General features: G+C 70.1%; 19 protein-coding genes and 1 pseudogene. 12 read left to right on the top strand and 8 right to left on the bottom strand.

Going from position 1 to position 16,639, the window contains the following annotated elements:
* Positions 1–89 precede the first annotated feature (89 nt).
* Genes BLS95_RS38990 through BLS95_RS38975 form a run of 4 tightly spaced genes read right to left on the bottom strand, consistent with a single transcriptional unit; the run spans position 90 to position 3,608 of the window.
* Positions 90–1,340: an ABC transporter permease gene (locus BLS95_RS38990; protein WP_090943712.1), complete on the bottom strand. Its 1,251-nt coding sequence runs from the start codon at positions 1,338–1,340 to the stop codon at positions 90–92.
* Entirely contained in the window at positions 1,337–2,023 is a 687-nt protein-coding gene (locus BLS95_RS38985; RefSeq protein ID WP_090943709.1) for an ABC transporter ATP-binding protein, read from the bottom strand. The genes BLS95_RS38990 and BLS95_RS38985 overlap by 4 nt, the downstream gene beginning before the upstream one ends.
* Positions 2,020–3,063 (bottom strand): efflux RND transporter periplasmic adaptor subunit, encoded by a 1,044-nt coding sequence (locus tag BLS95_RS38980; protein WP_176993615.1) that lies wholly within the window; start codon positions 3,061–3,063, stop codon positions 2,020–2,022. The genes BLS95_RS38985 and BLS95_RS38980 overlap by 4 nt, the downstream gene beginning before the upstream one ends.
* Before the next feature lie 53 nt (positions 3,064–3,116).
* On the bottom strand, positions 3,117–3,608 hold the full coding sequence (locus BLS95_RS38975) for a hypothetical protein (protein ID WP_143044043.1): 492 nt from the start codon (positions 3,606–3,608) through the stop codon (positions 3,117–3,119).
* A 141-nt stretch (positions 3,609–3,749) separates the two neighbouring features.
* Between BLS95_RS38975 and BLS95_RS38970 the strand changes: the two genes are divergently transcribed.
* The 10 genes from BLS95_RS38970 (at position 3,750) to BLS95_RS38925 (ending at position 12,664) form a co-directional block, all read left to right on the top strand.
* A complete protein-coding gene (locus BLS95_RS38970; protein WP_176993614.1) occupies positions 3,750–5,078 on the top strand; it encodes a sensor histidine kinase in 1,329 nt (442 codons plus the stop codon).
* The gene (locus BLS95_RS38965; protein ID WP_245765551.1) at positions 5,075–5,761 is read left to right on the top strand and encodes a response regulator; all 687 of its coding nucleotides are present in this window, start codon (positions 5,075–5,077) and stop codon (positions 5,759–5,761) included. The genes BLS95_RS38970 and BLS95_RS38965 overlap by 4 nt, the downstream gene beginning before the upstream one ends.
* A gap of 218 nt (positions 5,762–5,979) precedes the next feature.
* Positions 5,980–6,480 carry a pyridoxamine 5'-phosphate oxidase family protein gene (locus BLS95_RS38960; protein ID WP_176993613.1) on the top strand — a complete coding sequence of 167 codons (501 nt, stop codon included), beginning with the start codon at positions 5,980–5,982 and terminating at the stop codon, positions 6,478–6,480.
* On the top strand, positions 6,477–7,433 hold the full coding sequence (locus tag BLS95_RS38955) for an RNA polymerase subunit sigma-70 (RefSeq protein WP_090943691.1): 957 nt from the start codon (positions 6,477–6,479) through the stop codon (positions 7,431–7,433). Before BLS95_RS38960 ends, BLS95_RS38955 begins: the two co-directional genes overlap by 4 nt.
* Positions 7,434–7,495: 62 nt before the next feature.
* Positions 7,496–8,059: a dihydrofolate reductase family protein gene (locus tag BLS95_RS38950; protein WP_090943688.1), complete on the top strand. Its 564-nt coding sequence runs from the start codon at positions 7,496–7,498 to the stop codon at positions 8,057–8,059.
* A gap of 222 nt (positions 8,060–8,281) precedes the next feature.
* Complete coding sequence (locus tag BLS95_RS38945; RefSeq protein WP_090943922.1) at positions 8,282–9,166, top strand: SDR family oxidoreductase; 885 nt, start codon at positions 8,282–8,284, stop codon at positions 9,164–9,166.
* Positions 9,167–9,267: 101 nt separating this feature from the next.
* Positions 9,268–10,194 (top strand): NHL repeat-containing protein, encoded by a 927-nt coding sequence (locus BLS95_RS38940; RefSeq protein WP_218136203.1) that lies wholly within the window; start codon positions 9,268–9,270, stop codon positions 10,192–10,194.
* 373 nt (positions 10,195–10,567) lie between these two features.
* Positions 10,568–10,906, top strand: coding sequence for a hypothetical protein (locus tag BLS95_RS38935; RefSeq protein WP_090943685.1), 339 nt, complete (start codon positions 10,568–10,570; stop codon positions 10,904–10,906).
* A gap of 43 nt (positions 10,907–10,949) precedes the next feature.
* Positions 10,950–11,780, top strand: coding sequence for a maleylpyruvate isomerase family mycothiol-dependent enzyme (locus BLS95_RS38930; protein ID WP_090943682.1), 831 nt, complete (start codon positions 10,950–10,952; stop codon positions 11,778–11,780).
* A gap of 143 nt (positions 11,781–11,923) precedes the next feature.
* A complete protein-coding gene (locus tag BLS95_RS38925) occupies positions 11,924–12,664 on the top strand; it encodes a hypothetical protein (RefSeq protein WP_090943680.1) in 741 nt (246 codons plus the stop codon).
* A 264-nt stretch (positions 12,665–12,928) separates the two neighbouring features.
* Here BLS95_RS38925 and BLS95_RS59985 read toward each other — a convergent pair whose 3' ends face one another.
* The gene (locus tag BLS95_RS59985; RefSeq protein WP_425434780.1) at positions 12,929–13,222 is read right to left on the bottom strand and encodes a hypothetical protein; all 294 of its coding nucleotides are present in this window, start codon (positions 13,220–13,222) and stop codon (positions 12,929–12,931) included.
* 29 nt (positions 13,223–13,251) lie between these two features.
* On the opposite strand from BLS95_RS59985, the gene BLS95_RS38920 reads away from it, so the two are divergent.
* Complete coding sequence (locus tag BLS95_RS38920; protein WP_281250081.1) at positions 13,252–14,082, top strand: cation:proton antiporter domain-containing protein; 831 nt, start codon at positions 13,252–13,254, stop codon at positions 14,080–14,082.
* A gap of 26 nt (positions 14,083–14,108) precedes the next feature.
* Here BLS95_RS38920 and BLS95_RS38915 read toward each other — a convergent pair whose 3' ends face one another.
* Positions 14,109–14,498: a nuclear transport factor 2 family protein gene (locus BLS95_RS38915; RefSeq protein WP_090943677.1), complete on the bottom strand. Its 390-nt coding sequence runs from the start codon at positions 14,496–14,498 to the stop codon at positions 14,109–14,111.
* An 87-nt stretch (positions 14,499–14,585) separates the two neighbouring features.
* On the opposite strand from BLS95_RS38915, the gene BLS95_RS38910 reads away from it, so the two are divergent.
* Positions 14,586–15,380, top strand: a complete 795-nt coding sequence (locus BLS95_RS38910; protein ID WP_090943674.1) for a helix-turn-helix domain-containing protein — start codon at positions 14,586–14,588, stop codon at positions 15,378–15,380.
* 27 nt (positions 15,381–15,407) lie between these two features.
* On the opposite strand, the gene BLS95_RS58420 is transcribed toward BLS95_RS38910, so the two are convergent.
* Together BLS95_RS58420 and BLS95_RS59980 are read right to left on the bottom strand one after the other, a co-directional pair.
* Complete coding sequence (locus BLS95_RS58420; RefSeq protein ID WP_245765560.1) at positions 15,408–15,713, bottom strand: alpha/beta fold hydrolase; 306 nt, start codon at positions 15,711–15,713, stop codon at positions 15,408–15,410.
* A 31-nt stretch (positions 15,714–15,744) separates the two neighbouring features.
* Positions 15,745–16,416: pseudogene (locus BLS95_RS59980) on the bottom strand (alpha/beta fold hydrolase); the annotation flags it as partial.
* Between the last annotated feature and the right edge of the window lie 223 nt (positions 16,417–16,639).

Genomic DNA, 16,639 nt, shown 5'->3' with positions numbered 1-16,639 from the left:
TTGCGTGGCGACGAGCTCGGGGCCGCGTTCGCCGACGTCTGGTGCGCTCTCCCGAAGGTCGTCTTCAGGACGGGCCGGCGCAGTGCGGCTCAGGACGTTCGGAGTGCCTGGGTCGGTGGCATGGAGGCCGCGCGTAGCGCCGGGTAGATGCCCGACAGCACGCCGATCGCCATCGCAGTCCCCAGCCCCGCGGACATCGCGGCCGGTGGGATGATCACCTGCCAGCCGAGGTGCACCGCCATGCCGTAGGTGACGGTGACCCCGACGAGCACGCCCGCCACGCCGCCGGCGGTCCCCAGCAGGAACGATTCCACGACGAACTGCGCGGCCACGTGGCGGCGCGCTGCGCCCAGCGCACGCCGCAGCCCGATCTCCGACCGTCGTTCGAGCACCGAGATCACCATGACGTTCGCGATGCCGATGCCGCCCACCAGCAGCGCGACCGCACCGAGGCCGACGAACATCGTCGTGGTCGCGTTCGCCACCTCCAGACGCGCGGTGAGCACGTCGGAAGGCCGGCTCACCGCCACCTCGTTCGGGTTCTTCGGGTTCGCGGCGCGCGCCAGCACCTCGAACACCTCCAGGGTGCGCTCGGTCTGGCTCCGCACGTAGATGCGGCTGGGCCGGTCGTTGTACGCGAAGTCCCGCGCCGCGACAGGGAAACCGATCAGGGCCGATCGGTTGATCTCGGAGGCGAGCTCGATCGGACGGAGGATGCCGATCACCGTGTACCAGCGGCCGCCGAGCCACACGCGGGGAGCGCCGGAGAGATCGGTGATGCCGAGTGTCTCCGCCGCGGTGTGCCCGAGCACGGTCGTAGGGTATCGGCTGGTCGCCTCGTTGAGGTACGTTCCGGCGAGCATGTCGGCCCCGAGCGTGGAGACCAGGGACGAGTCGGCCGCCCGTACGGACAGGCCGCCGGTGATCTGCGGCGGGATCTTGTCGGACCGATAGACGCCGACCCCGGCGAGTTCCGCGGTAGGGGCCACGGCTTCGACGCCCTCGGTGTGCCCGATGGTGGTCGTGGCCGTCGCGGGCAGTGGCACCTCAGCGTCCGACAGGTTGCTGCCGTTCACGACGGTGAGCAGGTTCGTTCCGAGCCGGTCCAGCCGGGCCAGCAGGTCCGCCTGGCTGGAGCGGGTGATGCCGAGCACGGCCACGACGGCGGAGATGCCGATCGCGATGCCGAGCATCGACAGCAGGACCCTGACCCGTCGGGTGCGCAGCCCACCGGTTGCCACCGGAATGAGGTCCGCGGCGCGCAACCGGGACAGCCCGATGTCGCTGCCGCTCGTAGCAGGCGTTCCCGGGAACGTGCGGGGCCGGTCGGTCGCGGTCATCCGGAGCTCCTTGAATCGTGCACGATCTGCCCGTCGCGCATTTCGATGTGCCTTCGACCGGCGCGGGCGACCTCCTCGCTGTGGGTGATGACCACGATCGTCGTTCCGTCGCCGTTCAACTCGTCGAGCAGCGCGAGCACGCCCGCGCCCGAACCGGTGTCCAGATTGCCTGTCGGCTCGTCGGCGAAGACCAGCTCGGGCCGGCCGACCACCGCCCGGGCGATGGCGACCCGCTGCTGCTCGCCGCCGGACAGCTCGTGCGGTCGGTGGTGCGCCCGGTGGCCGAGCCCCACCCGTTCCAGCGCCTCAGCCGCGGCCGCGCGGCGCCGCCCGCCCGGGATCGCGCGGTACAGCAGTCCCGTGGCCACGTTGTCGAGCGCGGAGAGGTGGTCCAGGAGGTGGAACCGCTGGAACACCACGCCCATGTGGTGCGCGCGCAGCCCCGACAACCTGCGGTCGGACAACCCGTGCGCGGCGCGACCGGCGATGCGGATCGAGCCCGAGGTGGGCCGGTCGAGGCCGGCCGCCATGTTCAGGATCGTCGTCTTCCCCGAGCCTGACGGGCCGACGATGGCCACGAGTTCGCCGCGTTCCACGGTGAAGGACACGCCGCGTACGGACTCGACGGGCGGGTTGCCCGGATACACCTTCCAGGCGTCCCGTACCTCCAGCACCACGCTCATTGGACCGGCACCTTGATCTGGTCTTGTGTGGAGAGTTCACCGGCCACTTCCACCATGCCGGTGCTGCTGTCGAACAGGCCGGGCTCCACCTTCACCAGGCGGTTGGAGGCCAGCCGCACCTCGTAGCCGCCTCCGGAACGGGCCAGCAGCGCCGTCACCGGCACGGTCAGCACGTTCTTCCGGGTCATGGTCGCGATGCCCGCCTGCACCGGCGCCTGATCGAGGCTCGGGCCGTCCTTCGGCAGCGTGACCCCGATGGTGACGGGCACGGCGGCGGGCAGGCTCGTCGACTGCGCGTTTCCCGCGGACCGCGGTTGCGTCGCCACCCTGCCCACCCGAATCACCGTGCCCTTGAGTGGCTTCACCCCGGACAACGTGATCTCCACCGAGTCGCCCGCCTTGACCAGGTGCTGCCGATCCGTGCTCAACTGGACGGTTACCACGTGCCGGTTGGAGGTGCCCGTCAGCACGTTGGAGTTCGCGCTCACGGCGCTCCCGACCTCGGCCCTCGCCTCCGCCACGCGCAGGGATCGCGGCAGGAAGGCCACCGTACCGAGCGGCAGCCGCCCGGTACGCTCCCACGACCGCACGCCCCACCTCGCCTCCCATGCGCGGATGGCCTGTGAGGTGGCGTGAGTGAACCGGTCGTCGACGTCGATCCGGCGATCGGGGTCGAGGCCGAGACGGACGAGGTTGCGCTCCAGTTGCCTGACGTCGGGACCGCTCGTCATGCCGTACTCGAAGGCGCGGTAGGCGGGCAGGTCACCGTACAGGAGGCGGACCTGCTTGCCGTCCACGGAATACAAGGGTTCACCGCGCTCGATGAGGCTTCCTGGCGTGGGAACGCTGGTGAGGATGGCCGAGGCACCCTGGTGCACCACGGAGTAGTCGCCCTCGTAGCCGAGGGTGCCGCCGACCTGGATGCGCTCCGTGATCGTGCCGCGGGTCACCGGCGCGGTCTGGGTGGCGACGCTGGGAGCCGGCGTCACGGGCCGCTGCCGGCTGGGCAGGGCGATCCAGGCGGTCACTGCGGCCACCATGAGGAGGAGCGTGGTCCACAGGACCCGGGCTCGGGACCGCACAGCGGGACGGTTCACGAGGCGCGCCACCCCTTGGCCCAGTGCTGGACGCATGCCTGGCGGGCGCGCATCAAACGCTCGGTCTTTCCGTCCAGCGGGGTGCCGACGACGGGGAAGCTGCCGTCGGACTTGGGATCGGGCCACTCGGGAACCCCGTTCTCGCGGATGCACTGCGCGAACTTCCGCAACTGGGCGATCTCGGCGTCGGAGTACCGGTCGTCGACAGCGGACTGCGGCAGTTTCCTCGTGATCGAGTCACAGGCGGCCAGTGCCTTGTCGACCTGGTCCTCGGGCTGGTTCTGGGCCATGACGAGCCGGCCGTCTTTGACCGTGGGGTCAGGGAAGTTCGGAGCGCCGTTCTGGCGTATGCACTGGGCGAGCTCCTTGCCGATGCCGAGGATCTCCGCGTCGCTCGTGGCGCCCGAGCCGGAGGCCGCCCCCTCGGATCCGCAGGCGGTGGACGCGGCGAGTAACGCCACGGCGCCGAGTCGAAGGAATTTGGTCATGCACGTAACGTGACAGCGCTGGGAGGTGCCCGTCGTCGGATCGGGCTCCGGTTCGCCTCCTCCCTCAGGACGAAGTCGCCGTGGCCCATGTACGAGTCGGCGCTGATGTGCGGCCGGCCGCGGCTCCCTACGATGGGCGGTATGGCCCTGATCGCTGAATGGCGCCGTCTCCTCGGCGCCCGGCGGGTTCTGCTCCTCGACGTCGCCGTGGCCGTCGTCTTGACGCTCCTGTCCAGTCCCAGCACGCGGGTCCACGCCGATGCGACGGCCTGGTGGGCGTTCAGCGCCGTCATGGTCGCCGGCCTCCTCATCCGGCACCGACGTCCGCTACCGGCGTTCCTGCTGGCGCTTGCGGGAGGCGCGGCGCACCAGCTCGATCTGTACGTGCCCCTGCAGCCGATCGACCTGATCGTCCCCATCACCCTCTACGCGGTGGCCGCCCACAGCAGCACGCGCCGAATTTCCTACGTCGTGCTCGGCCTGGCGATCACGACGGCGTACGTGATCGGCATCGTCAACCTGCTGCGCCCGGGAGTCGCCGGTGGCAGGTTCGCCCTCCCCGGGACGGTCAGCTCCAAGGCTGAGCTGTCCATGGAGGCGCTTGCCGGTCGGCCGGCGCCCGATTCCGTGGCCGCATTGGCCGCCCTGTTGGGAGAGGCGGTGACCTCCGCCATGAGCGTCATGTTCGTCCTCGTGCTCGCCTTCGCGTGGGGCACGGGCGTACGCAGCAGGACAGAACGCCTCCTGCTGGCCCGCCGGCGCGCTGAGGATCTGGAGCGTGAGCAGCACCAGCGCACCGCGCTGGCCACCGCGGCCGAGCGCGCCCGGCTGGCCCGCGAGATGCACGACGTTGTGGCCCACGGGCTGTCGGTCATGGTCGCCCAGGCTCAGGCGGCGGTGGCGGCCCAGCGGCGCAACCCCGAGTTGAGCGCACAGGCGATGCGCGAGGTCGTCACCGTGGGCAGGAGCTCCCTGGCGGAGATGCGTCAGTTGCTGGGCGTGCTGCGCGGCTGCTCAGAGGGTGCCGACCGGCTGCCGCTGCCGGATACCGGCGATCTGCCCGCGCTGATCGACCGGGTCCGGGCGGCTGCCACCCCCGTTGCCTTCCGGGTGGAAGGCGAACCGGTCAACCTCCCGACCAGCGTGGATCTGTCCGTTTACCGGATCATCCAGGAAGCGCTGACGAACACGATGAAGCATGCGGGTCCGGGTGCGAGCGCCGATGTGCGCCTCACCTTTGGGCGGAGTCAGGTCGAGATCGAGGTCTCCGACGACGGTGTCGGGTTCTCCGGGGCAGAGGAGGGTAACGGCCTTCGCGGCATTGCCGAGCGGGTCAAGCTGCTCGACGGCGAGTTGGAGCTCGGCCGTTCCGCGGCCGGCGGCGTACGCGTGCACGCCCGCCTGCCGACCTCCGCGGGTGCGCGTTTCGATCGTGTCGTGTTCCACGCGCCGGAGGTCGCGCCGGCGTGAGCGATGAGGCCGCGGGGTCGCGGCATCCGACGCGTGTCGTGCTGGTGGACGATCAGTCACTGCTCCGCGCCGCCTTTCGGATGATCTTCGATGAGACGGACGACATCCGGGTCGTCGGCGAGGCGGCGGACGGTGATCAGGGGCTGGCGGTCGTCCGGGACAAGCGGCCGGACGTGGTGTTGATGGACATCCGCATGCCCGGCATGGATGGTGTCGAGGCCACCCGGCGCATCAGGGAGGACTGCGCCTTCGCCAAGGTGCTCATCCTCACCACCTTTGACCTGGATGAATATGTCTATGATGCGTTACGTGCCGGGGCGAGCGGATTTCTGCTGAAGGACACGCTGGCCGAGGACCTGCTGTCGGCGGTGCGCGCGGTCGCCTCAGGGGCGGCCGTGACCGGGCCGACCGTCACTCGCCGCCTCATCGATCACTACGTTCGGCGTGAACCTGAGACGTCGCAGGCCGAGAGACTGCGGGCACTGACCGCGCGGGAGCTGGAGGTGCTCACCATGATCGCCCGCGGCCGGTCGAACAGCGAGATCGCGCGGGAGATGTATCTGTCCGACGGGACGGTGCGCACTCATGTCGGCCGGATATTCGCCAAACTCCGCCTACGCGACCGGGTGCAGGCGGTCATTCTCGGTTATGAATGCGGCCTGGTGCCGCGCGGCCGGGAGTAGGCGAACCACCCGATCGGACCGCTGCTTCAGTGGGTGTAGAACAATTGTTCAAGTCTCGTCGTTGATGAGACCGTGTGGTGACCGCGAGGATGTGGCGACACACCGACGATCACAGGAGGAACGATGGCGAACGCGAGCGCGGCCCCCACGGGAGGGCACGGGACCGCACCGATCGCGGAGCTCACCGCCGGGCACCTGGTCCCCGGCCGATGACCGGCATGTGGGAGACGGTTCCCCGGCTGCTCGGCGACAGCCGCTACCTCGTGCTCGCCACCGCCGATCGCCAGGGGCGGCCGTGGGCCACCCCCGTCTTCTTCGCCGCCCGCGACGAGGACCGGCTCTTCTGGGTGTCGGCGCCGGACAGCAGGCATTCCCGTAACCTCGCCGAACGCCCGGACGTGGCCATCACGGTCTTCGACTCCCATGCGCCCGTGGGCGGCGCCGAGGCGCTCTACCTTGAGGCGACCGCCGGCCCCGCGGACGATCCCGTCGCGGCCCTGGCGGCGCTCAACGCCCGCCTCCCCGCGGGCAAGGAGCTCACCGGCGACGACCTCGCGCCGTCCGGCCCCATGGTGGCCTACAGCGCCGACGTGCGAAGGCACTTCGTCCTGATCCGAGGCGGGGACTCGCGCTTCGACAACGTCACCGACGCGCGGCTCCACGTCACGCGCCCCCGGCAGGGGGCTCAGCCGCGGTACGCCCGGAGGGCCGCCCGATGACCGACTTCGCCGAACGTGTCGAGCGGCACCGGGGCGAGCTGCGGGTGCACTGCTACCGGATGCTCGGGTCGTTCGACGAGGCGGAGGACCTGGTCCAGGAGGTGTTCCTGCGTGCGTGGCGCGGCCGGGACGGCTTCGAGGGCCGTTCCTCACTGCGCGCCTGGTTGTACCGGATCGCCACCAACGCCTGCCTGGACTACCTCGACGGCCGGAGCCGCCGGACGCTGCCCGACCAGGCCGATTCGCCGGCCGGCCCGTGGTTGCAGCCGTTCCCCGGTCACCTGTGGGAGCCGGTGGCGCCGAGCGCCGACGACCCGGAGGCCGCGGTGGTCGCGAAGGAGACCCTGGAGCTGGCGTTCCTGGCCGCCATCCAGTACCTGCCGCCGAGGCAGCGCGCCGCGACCATCCTGTGCGACGTGCTGGGCTGGCCGGTCCGCCAGACGGCCGAGGCCCTCGACGGCAGTGTCGCCTCGGTCAACAGCGCACTGCAGCGGGCCAGAGCCACCCTGCGCACCCACCTGCCGCCCGACCGGTCGGACTGGGCCCCGTCACCCCCGCCCACCGACGAGGACCGCAAAATCCTGCGCCGCTACATGTCCGCGGTGGAGCGCGGCGACCTGACCGAGGTCGCCGAGCTGCTGGCGCGGGACGTGCGGGCGACGATGCCGCCGTACCCGGAGTGGTTCGCCGACCGCGACGGCGTGCTGGCAGCGCTGGCGACGAGCTGGGACCCAGGCTCACCCCACTACATCGGAACGCTGCGCATGCTGCCGGCGAGCGCCAACGGCCAGTTGGCCGCGGCGACGTACCGGTGTCCGCCGGGCGGGCACGCGTACGTGCCGTTCGGCATCGGCGTGCTGCGGGTCCGCGACGGCCGGATAACCGAGATCGTCGCGTTCCACGAGCCGGCCCTGTTCCCGTCGTTCAACCTCCCGCCCACCCTGGACCGATGACGTTCCGCGGTGGATGCCGTCTCAATACCGCACGAGGCAATCAGCCGGCAGAGGAGACAGCAGTGAACGACATCCAACCGCAGACCGCGAGCGGCAAGGTGCTCTGGCACTTCACCATGTCCCTGGACGGGTTCGTGGCCGGGCCGGACCACGACATGGAGTGGATGATGACCGGCATCTCGCCCCAGCCGGGCCTGATCGAGGAGTACGTCGCGACCACCGGCGCCATCCTGGGCGGCCGGCGCGGCTGGGACCACTTCCCGGATCCCCGCAGCGTCTACGGCGGCGCCTGGACCGGACCCATCTTCGTGCTCACCCACCATCCGGAGGACGCCAAGCCCGCCGACGGCGTCACCTTCCTGGACTGTGACGTGGCCGAGGCGGTACGGATCGCGCTGGCCGCGGCCGGCGGCAAGAACGTCGAGGTGCATTCGCCGACGATCGGCGGCCAGCTTCTCGAACGCGGGCTGCTCGACGAGATCAACCTGCACATCGCGCCCGTGCTGCTCGGTGACGGCATCCGGCTGCTTGACCTCCCCGGTGGCCGGCCGCACTATCTCCACCGGGTCGGCGCCGGCGACCCCACGGCCGAGCTGAGTGTGCGGTACCGGCCGGTCAGGGCGTGACCCCGAGCATCCCCACGATCGGATCAATCTTCATTCGCGATCGATCCGATGACAAACATGTGTTGGACTCATTGACCCCCTTTCGCCCAGGCTGGGGGCCGTGACTGCGAGACAACCTCACGCAGCCGGCGGCGTGTCGCGCGGACTGCTCCTGCTCATGTCGGTGGCGACCGGGTTGGCAGTCGGCCAACTGATCCGAACGAGCATGACAAGGGGATGAACGTGCCGCGCACCGTACTGATCACCGGAGCCACCGGGACCGTGTCCACCGCGCTGATGGACGCGCTCGAAGGGGCCGAGGTGAGCCTTCGTGCTCTCGTCCGCGACGAGTCCAAAGCCGAGGGGCTGCGCCGGAGGGGCGTCGAGGTCGTCGTCGGCGACCTCGGCGACCCCGGATCGCTGCCGCCCGCCTTCGCGGACGTGCAGGACGTGTGGCTGCTCACCCCGAACGGCCCGCGCGCCCCGGAGCACAACATGAACGCCGTGTGGGCCGCCCGCCAGGCCGGCGCGGAACGCATCGTGCGCCTGTCCGTCGTCGGCGCGGCCCACGACGCCCCCAACCGAAGCGGCAGGCTGCACGCGCTGTCCGACCGAGAGACCGAAGCGTGCGGCATGCGCTGGACGATCCTGCGCCCGCACTGGTTCATGCAGAACCTGCTGAACGAGGCGGGCGACATCGCCGCCACCGGCACGTTCTCGCTGAACATGGGCTCGGCGCGGATCGGCATGATCGACGTACGCGACATCGCCGAGTGCGCCGCTCGCGTGCTCCTCGACGGCCCTGAGCGCCACCATGGCCGGACGTACACGCTCACCGGCCCGCGATCGATGTCATTCGACGAGGTCGCCGGCCAGTTGAGCCTCACTCTCGGCAGATCCATCACCTACCTGCCGGTCAGCGACGACGCCAAGCGCAAGACACTGCTCGGCTACGGCGTTCCGGTCTGGATCGTCGACATGCTCGAAGAGTACGCGCAGGCCTACGGCCCCGGCTGGGGGGACTTCACCACCGACACGGTCGCCGGCCTGCTCGGCCGCCCGCCACACGACCTCGCCGGCTTCCTCCGCGACCACGCAGCAGCCTTCACCCCGACGGACGGCAACTGAAATCGGGGCACTCCGCGAGTCTCGCCGAGACGCTCGCGGTGCCTGCCCGACGAGCTGCGAGCGGCCTGACACCACCAGGCCAAGAAGAAGAAAGGCATCAGATGATGCGACCCCTCAGCGGTATCGGCGCGATCATCTGCGCGCTCGTACTGACCATCACCATGAACGGTTCCGCCGAAGCGGCAGTGGACCCCGGAAACATGCCGACCTCGATCGTGTTGCCCGACGGTTTTCAGCCCGAGGGCATCGCGATCGGCCCCGGCCCGTACGCCTTCATCGGCTCCATGGCCGACGGCTCCATCTACCGCACCGACCTGCGCACCGGACGGGGCGCGATCTTCAGCCGCGGGTCCGGCACGCCGGCGCTCGGAATCAAGATCGACTCACACGGACGCATGTTCGTGGCGGGCGGCACGGGCGGTGACGTGCGCGTCCTTGACTCTCACACCGGCCGGGTGCTCGCCTCCTACCGGCTGACCACCGGAGAGGCGTTCGTCAACGACATCGTCCTCACCAAGGACGCCGCTTGGGTCACCGACTCCACCAACCCGGTGCTCTACAAGCTGCCGCTGAACAGCGGACGGCTACCCGCCGCGGCGCAGCGGATCCCGCTCACCGGGGATCTGGTGTACGGCGAGGGCTTCAACGCCAACGGCATCACTCCGACTCCGGACGGCCAGGGCTTCATCGTCGTGCAGTCGAACACCGGCGGACTGTTCCGTGTCGACCCCTCCGGCAGGACCCGGCGGGTCAACCTGCACGGCGAGTCACTGAAGGAAGGCGACGGCCTGCTGCTGCGCGGCCGGACACTGTACGCCGTGCAGAACCGGCTCAACGCCGTGGCCGTCCTGGAGCTCAATGCGACGGGGACCGACGGCCGCGTGGTGCGGCGGGTGACCGATCCCCGGTTCGACGTGCCGGCGACCATAGCGGCCTACGGATCCCGGCTCTACCTTCCCAACGCCCGCTTCGACACTCCCCCGACCCCCACGACCCCGTACACCGCCGTCGCCATCCCCCGCCCCTGAGCGGGCATCCGAACCCTTCCCTTCACACGGCATTCAGCTCCGAACATGATCATGTGAACTCGAATGCCCCCTGACCTACAAGTGGGGCGCTCATGCCCCCCAAAAAAAGGGGGGCTCGAAAAGGGGGAAACACGTGTTCAGGGTGTGGCGAGAAGGCAGAAGGCCCCGGCGGAGACGGCGGCGACCCCCGTGGCGGCAGGGAACGAGTGGGTCAACGTGGTCTATCCGAAGCGGCTGGTCGACATCCGCAACGGCAGGTGCCGCATGCAGGGCTACTGGAGCTCGAAAGCCGTCAAACCGGGCAGCGGGCCCCTCGGTGGCGTCTTCTTCGACACCCCTTGCGTACGTCGTCGGCCCCAAGTGAGCGATCACCATGCACCCGCAGATCATCGACTACCAGATGAGGGGTCTGGGGTTCTACGTCGCCGACCACTCCTACGACAGCAGCAAGCCGTCCAGCTCGGGCCACAACGAACGCTGGATGTTCTGGGGACCCATCCTCGGCGGGAACTATCAAGGACATGACCACCGGCGGTATCGCCTCGGTCGGGGCGATCTGGGGACCGAAGGCGAACTGGTGCGACGGCTGGAACAACCCGGGCGCCTGCCCCACCACAACCTGAGAAACCGGAGCGACCTCGCCGGCGTGCCCGGTCAGCGTGGCGGCGGGGCGGTTGCCGGTCGCCCCGCCCCACACGTGAGCCGCTGGTGACGTCGTCGCCAATGCCCGGGGCCTGAGCCGATACTGTCGGAGTATGACGATCTTCGGCCCGGTCATCGACACCCGCCCCCTGTTCCCGCGCGAGCGGGACGCCATGCTCGGCCTGCTCGGGTCGCTGGGGCCGGCTGACTGGTCGAAGCCGACGGTCTGCCCCGGCTGGGACGTCCACGACATCGTGGGCCACGTGCTGAACGACCATATGCGGCGGCTCTCCGGCAGCCGCGACGGGTACGGCGGCGCTGTGTTCGCCGACGACGAGACGTTGCCCGCCTATGTGGCGCGCGTCAACGAGGAGTTCGTCCGGGCGACACGCCAGCTGAGCCCGCAGGTCATGATCGACCTGCTGGGCCACCTGGGCCGACAGCTCGACGCCCTGTGGGCCACCTACGACCTGGAGGCGCCCGCCGACCTCAACGTGTCCTGGGCCGCGACCGACGTCGACAGCCCGGCGTGGCTGGACATCGCTCGCGAGTACACCGAGTTCTGGGTGCACCAGCAGCAGGTGCGCGACGCGGTCTCCGTTCCCGGTGCTGACGGCCCCGAACTGGTGGGGCCGGTTCTGGACGTCTTCGCCCGGGCGCTGCCGTACGCGCTCAGAGAGGAGGAGCGCCCGGAGGGTACGGCGGTCAGGCTGGAGGTGACCGGCCCGGCGGGTGGGCGGTGGTCCGCGGTCAGGCGTGCGGGCCGCTGGGTGATGTCGCCGGCGGACGCGGCTCCCGCCGCGCTGGTCACGATGGACCAGGACACGTTCTGGCGGCTCGCCACCAGGGGTGTCACGGTCGAGCGAGCCCGCGAGCGCGCGGACATGGACGGCGACCCGGCGCTCGCCGCGGCGGCGACCACGCTGCTGGCGGTCGTCGCGTAGGGTTTCGCGGACTCTGGCGGGCGGTGCCGGCGCAGAACCGTATCCGGCCGGACAAGGAGCCGCAGCCGGCGCGGAACCTCGCGCGCAGTTCGGCCTCCCCCCGGTGGCCGCGCCGGGATCCCGCTGCGGCATGATCGCTGGTCATGAACAGAACGATCACCGCTTTGCCGGTGCTTGCCGCCGTGCTCCTGTTATCCGCCGTACCCGCCCAGGCGGCTGCCCCGGAGCCCGTACGCGCGCTGAAGGCCACGTTGGTTCCCGGGCACGGCGTGCACTTCACCGAGGTGGCCACCTGGTCCAACGGCCTCGACACACTGCAGACGGACACGGCCCAGGGCGTGCTGCAGTTCAGCAAGAAGGGGGTGGCCGGCTACGACGTCAGGAGCACGACGTGGGACGACGAGAAGTACCGCGCCGTCTCCGTCGGCGACACCGCGTACTACTCCGGCGCCATCTACCAGTTGCCCAAGGGCAAGACCTGGTTCGCGACCGGGGGCGGCGCGCTGCCCACCATCTACGGGCAGATCCTGAACCCGGTCGAGCTCACGACGCTGTCGGCGCTGCTCAAGAAGGGTACGAAGGCCGGTAACAAGATCACCGGTAAGATCACTTTTACGGACCTGGCCAAGGTGTCGCAGTGGTTCTCCCGCTCGGTCCTCACCGACTGGGACGACGACACGGAGATCTCCTACACGCTGACGCTGAACTCGGCCGGCCTGGTCAGCAAGTTGTCGAGCTCGTACCGGGCCAAGGATGTCACGGAGGACTTCGCCGAGTTCGAGGGCGGCATCATCGCCGTCGACACCCGCTACTCCGGATGGGGAAGCAAGGTGTCGGTCAAGGCTCCCGACCCCAAGGGCGTGACGTACAAGCTGCCCGAATGAGCGCTCTCTGAGACAACGGCTGGTACGACACGATGGGCCCGGACCGCGTAGGTTCGGGCCCATCGCGTCGCCACCGGCTGGCGGAGAACTGTGGACAACGCCGCGGTTGTTCGGCGAGGGCAAAGCGGATGCTGGGCGATCTTTCGGGCATTGAGCCGGAATGCCCTCCACGGACCTCGTCCTGGCCATCGGCGGCGCCGCGGCCATGCTCGCCGCCGTCCTGCCCAGCGTGCTCGCCCGCCGGGCGCTGTCACTGCCCCTGGTCTACCTGCTCGGCGGCATCGCCCTGTACCTGCTTCCGCTCGGCCTGCCCCGCCCCGATCCGATCGCCCACCGGGTGGCCATGGTGCACATGACGGAGATCTGCGTACTCGTCTCGCTCATGGGAGCCGGCCTGGCGCTCAACCGGCGGATCGGGTTACGGAGCTGGGGCACCACCTGGCGGCTGCTCGGCTGGGCGATGCCGCTGACCGTGGCGGGCACCGCGGCCGTGGCCATGGCCGTACCCGGCTGGCCCCTGGCGGCGGCGCTGCTGCTGGGCGCGGTGCTCGCGCCCACCCGACCCGGTGCTCGCCTCGGACGTGAACGTGGGCGAACCCGCAGACGCCGAGAACGCCGACGACGAGGTCCGCTTCGCGTTGACCTCCGAGGCGGGGCTGAACGACGGGCTGGCCTTCCCGCTGGTGTACGCCGCCATCGCGGTGGCCGTCGCCGGCGGGACGGGGTGGCTGGGCGAGTGGGCCCTGGTGGACGTTCTCTACCGGGTCGCGGCCGGGCTGATATGCGGGCTGCTCATCGGGCGGCTGCTGGGGCGGCTGTTCTTCCACTCCCCCGCCGAGGTGCTGCGCCTGGCGGAGCGGCGTGACGGCTTCGTCGCGCTCGCCGCCACCCTGCTCGCCTACGGCGTGACGGAGCTGGTGCACGGTTACGGATTCATCGCCGTGTTCGTGACCGCGTGCACCATCAGGCGGGTCGAGCACGGTCACGGCTACAACAACGTTCTGCACGGCTTCGTCGAGCAGCTCGAACGGCTGTTCACCGCCTGGCTGCTGCTCCTGCTCGGCGGCTTCGTCGCGACCGGCGGCCTGGCCGCGCTCACCTGGCGCGGCGCCGCCGTCGGCCTGCTGCTCCTCCTGGTGATCCGCCCCCTTGCGGGCTGGTTGTCCCAGGTGCGGGGCTCGGCCTCACGTAAGGAACGGCTGGTCATCTCGTTCTTCGGCATCCGGGGGATCGGCTCGCTGTTCTACCTGGCGTATGCGCTCGGCGAGGCAGACTTCGGCGTCCCGCCATCGGAGTTGTGGGCCGTCACCGCCTTCACGGTCGTAGTGTCGGTGGTGCTGCACGGCGTCACCGCCACGCCGGTGATGGGGCGCCTCGACGCACGACGCGACGCCGGCGTGACGGCCGGGCCCGGGTAGCCCCCATACCCGTGACGCTGCCCAGGTCAGTGAGCGGCGGGTTCCCACCACGTCAGGTGCTCGGTCGCCCGGGCCACCGGCTCGATGATCTCCCACGCCTCGGCGATCAGGCCGTCGTCGAGGCGCCAGATGTCGACGACCGCGATCCCCGGCTCGGCGCCGGGCAGCCAGCGCCGCGAGTACATCACGACGTGATCCCCGTCGGCCAGCACGTGCTGGATCTCCACTTGCATGCCGGCGAGCGGGATGAGCGCGGCGCGTACGGCGGCGAGCCATTCCGCCTTGGTCGACGAGGTGGAATCGGGCCTGTGGTGGACGAAGTCGTCGGTCAGCAACGGCGCGAGCGCATCCACGTCGCCCGTCCCGACCAGCTCCGTCAGCGCCCGCTGGACGATGTTCTTGTTCTCTGTGGTCACGGCAAGCAGTGTTTCCGCCGTTGCCCCGGTTGTCGATGAAATGCCACTTCATGGCGTACGGCGCCACGAAAGGTAACATCGACCGCCATGTACACCGTCGGGGAACAGTTGCGGCAGTGGCGGCACCGCCGGCGACTCAGCCAGCTCGACCTCGCCATCGCCGCCGACATCTCGGCTCGTCACGTCAGCCTGGTGGAGACCGGCAAGTCGAACCCGAGCGCCGACATGATCCTCCGGCTCGCCGATCAGCTCGATGTGCCGTTGCGTGAGCGCAACCGCCTGTTGCTCGCGGCCGGCTTCGCTCCCCGCTACGCCGAGCGGCCGCTGGACGGGGAGGCCCTGTCGGCGGCCTGGGACGCGATCGAGCGGGTGCTGCGCGCCCACGAGCCGTACCCCGCGCTGGCCATCGATCGCCGGTGGAACATCGTGATGAGCAATCGCGCCATTGACCCGTTCCTCGCCGGTGTGGCCCCTGACCTGCTGCGACCGCCGATCAACATGGTGCGGCTCGGACTGGACCCGCGTGGGCTCGCCACCCGGATCGTCAACCTGGCCCAGGTGCGTACGGTGCTCCGTACCAGGATCGCGCGCCAGCTCGCCACGGCTCCCGACCCCGAGCTCACCGCACTCTACGAGGAATTCCTGGCGCCCGGCTCCGAGGACGTGAGCCACCCGGTCGAGTCCGAGATCGCGATCCCGATGATCTTCCGCTTCGGCGATCGGGAACTGCGGCTGTTCTCGACCACCACCACGTTCGGCACCCCCATGGACATCACGCTGGACGAGGTCGCGATCGAGTCCTACTACCCGGCGGACGCGGACAGCGCCGCCTACTTCACGAAGCCCGGCGAGGGAACGACGACCAGCTTTCAGGCGGGGTAGAGGCACGGATGCCTTCGGTCCTGGGCATCATCGGACACGGCGCCCCGAAGGGCCGACAGCGGGCAGGGCCGTGAGCCAGTCGGTCAGGAGCTGGTTGACCTCGTCGGGACGTTCCTGCTGGATCCAGTGGCCGCAGCCGTCCAGGAGGTGGGAGGAGACCAGCCCGGGAAGGGCGGCCGGGTAGGCGTCGATCGCGTCGGCCATCCAGGTCGTGGAGGCGTCCAGGCTGCCGCCGATGAATAGGGAGGGCTGCTTGATGGGGGCGCCGTTGAAGCCGGCGAGGTCCTCCCAGTCGCGGTCCATGTTGCGGTAGCGGTTGAGCGCGCCGGTCATGCCGGTACGTTCGAACTCGCCGGCGTATACCTCCAGGTCGTCCTCGGCGAGCCAGGAGGGGCAGCCGGCCGCTGGGGAACCGGTCGCGCAGCGTTGCGCCGGGACTGACGAAGTGCGGGTCCGGGGCATCGGGGCCGGGCATGGTCTCGGCGGACAGCGCCGCGTAGAAGCCCGCGAGCCAGCCCCGCACGTCGGGTTCCATCTCGGCCTCGGCGCGCCCGGGCTCCTGGAAATAGGAGACGTAGAACTCCTGGTCACCGCCCAGCTGAGCGAAGACGCCGGTGGGGCGGGGGCCGCCGGGCGGCGCGTACGGCACGCTCAGCAGCCCCACCGCGCGGAAGACCTCGGGGTGCAGCAGGGCGGACGTGGCGGCGATGTTCGAGCCCCAGTCGTGGCCGATGATCACCGCGGACTCCTCGCCCAGGGCGCGCACCAGCGCGACGTTGTCCTCCACCAGGGCGAGCATCCGGTAGCCGTCCTCCGCGGCCGGTTTGGAGGATCGGCCGTAGCCGCGGACGTCGAGCGCGACCGCCCGGTAACCGGCCTGCGCGAGCGCCGGGAGTTGATGGCGCCAGGAGTACCAGGACTCCGGGAAGCCATGGACGAGCAGCACCAGCGGCCCGCTCCCCTGCTCCGCGACATGAATCCGGCCGCCCGGCACGGACACCGAACGATGCGTGATCTCCGCGACGTGCTGTGGCATGCGTCTCCTCCAGATGGCGTGCCCGCCTCTGCCGGCGGCAGTGCTCCTGTCCCCCGCTCCGCGTCGGCTCGGCTCCGCGGGCGCTACCACCGATCATCCCGCTGACCTGGGAAGTCGCCCAATCCTGTTGCCGGATCAGCAACGTCTACGATGCGGCTCCCTGGGCGGGAACCATGAGAGCCTGACACCTCCTCAGGTGGGGTGTCAGGCTCGGTGACCGTCG

This window comes from Nonomuraea jiangxiensis (assembly GCF_900099965.1).
Lineage (GTDB): Bacteria > Actinomycetota > Actinomycetes > Streptosporangiales > Streptosporangiaceae > Nonomuraea > Nonomuraea jiangxiensis.
This window is presented reverse-complemented; position numbering and strand designations above follow the sequence as displayed.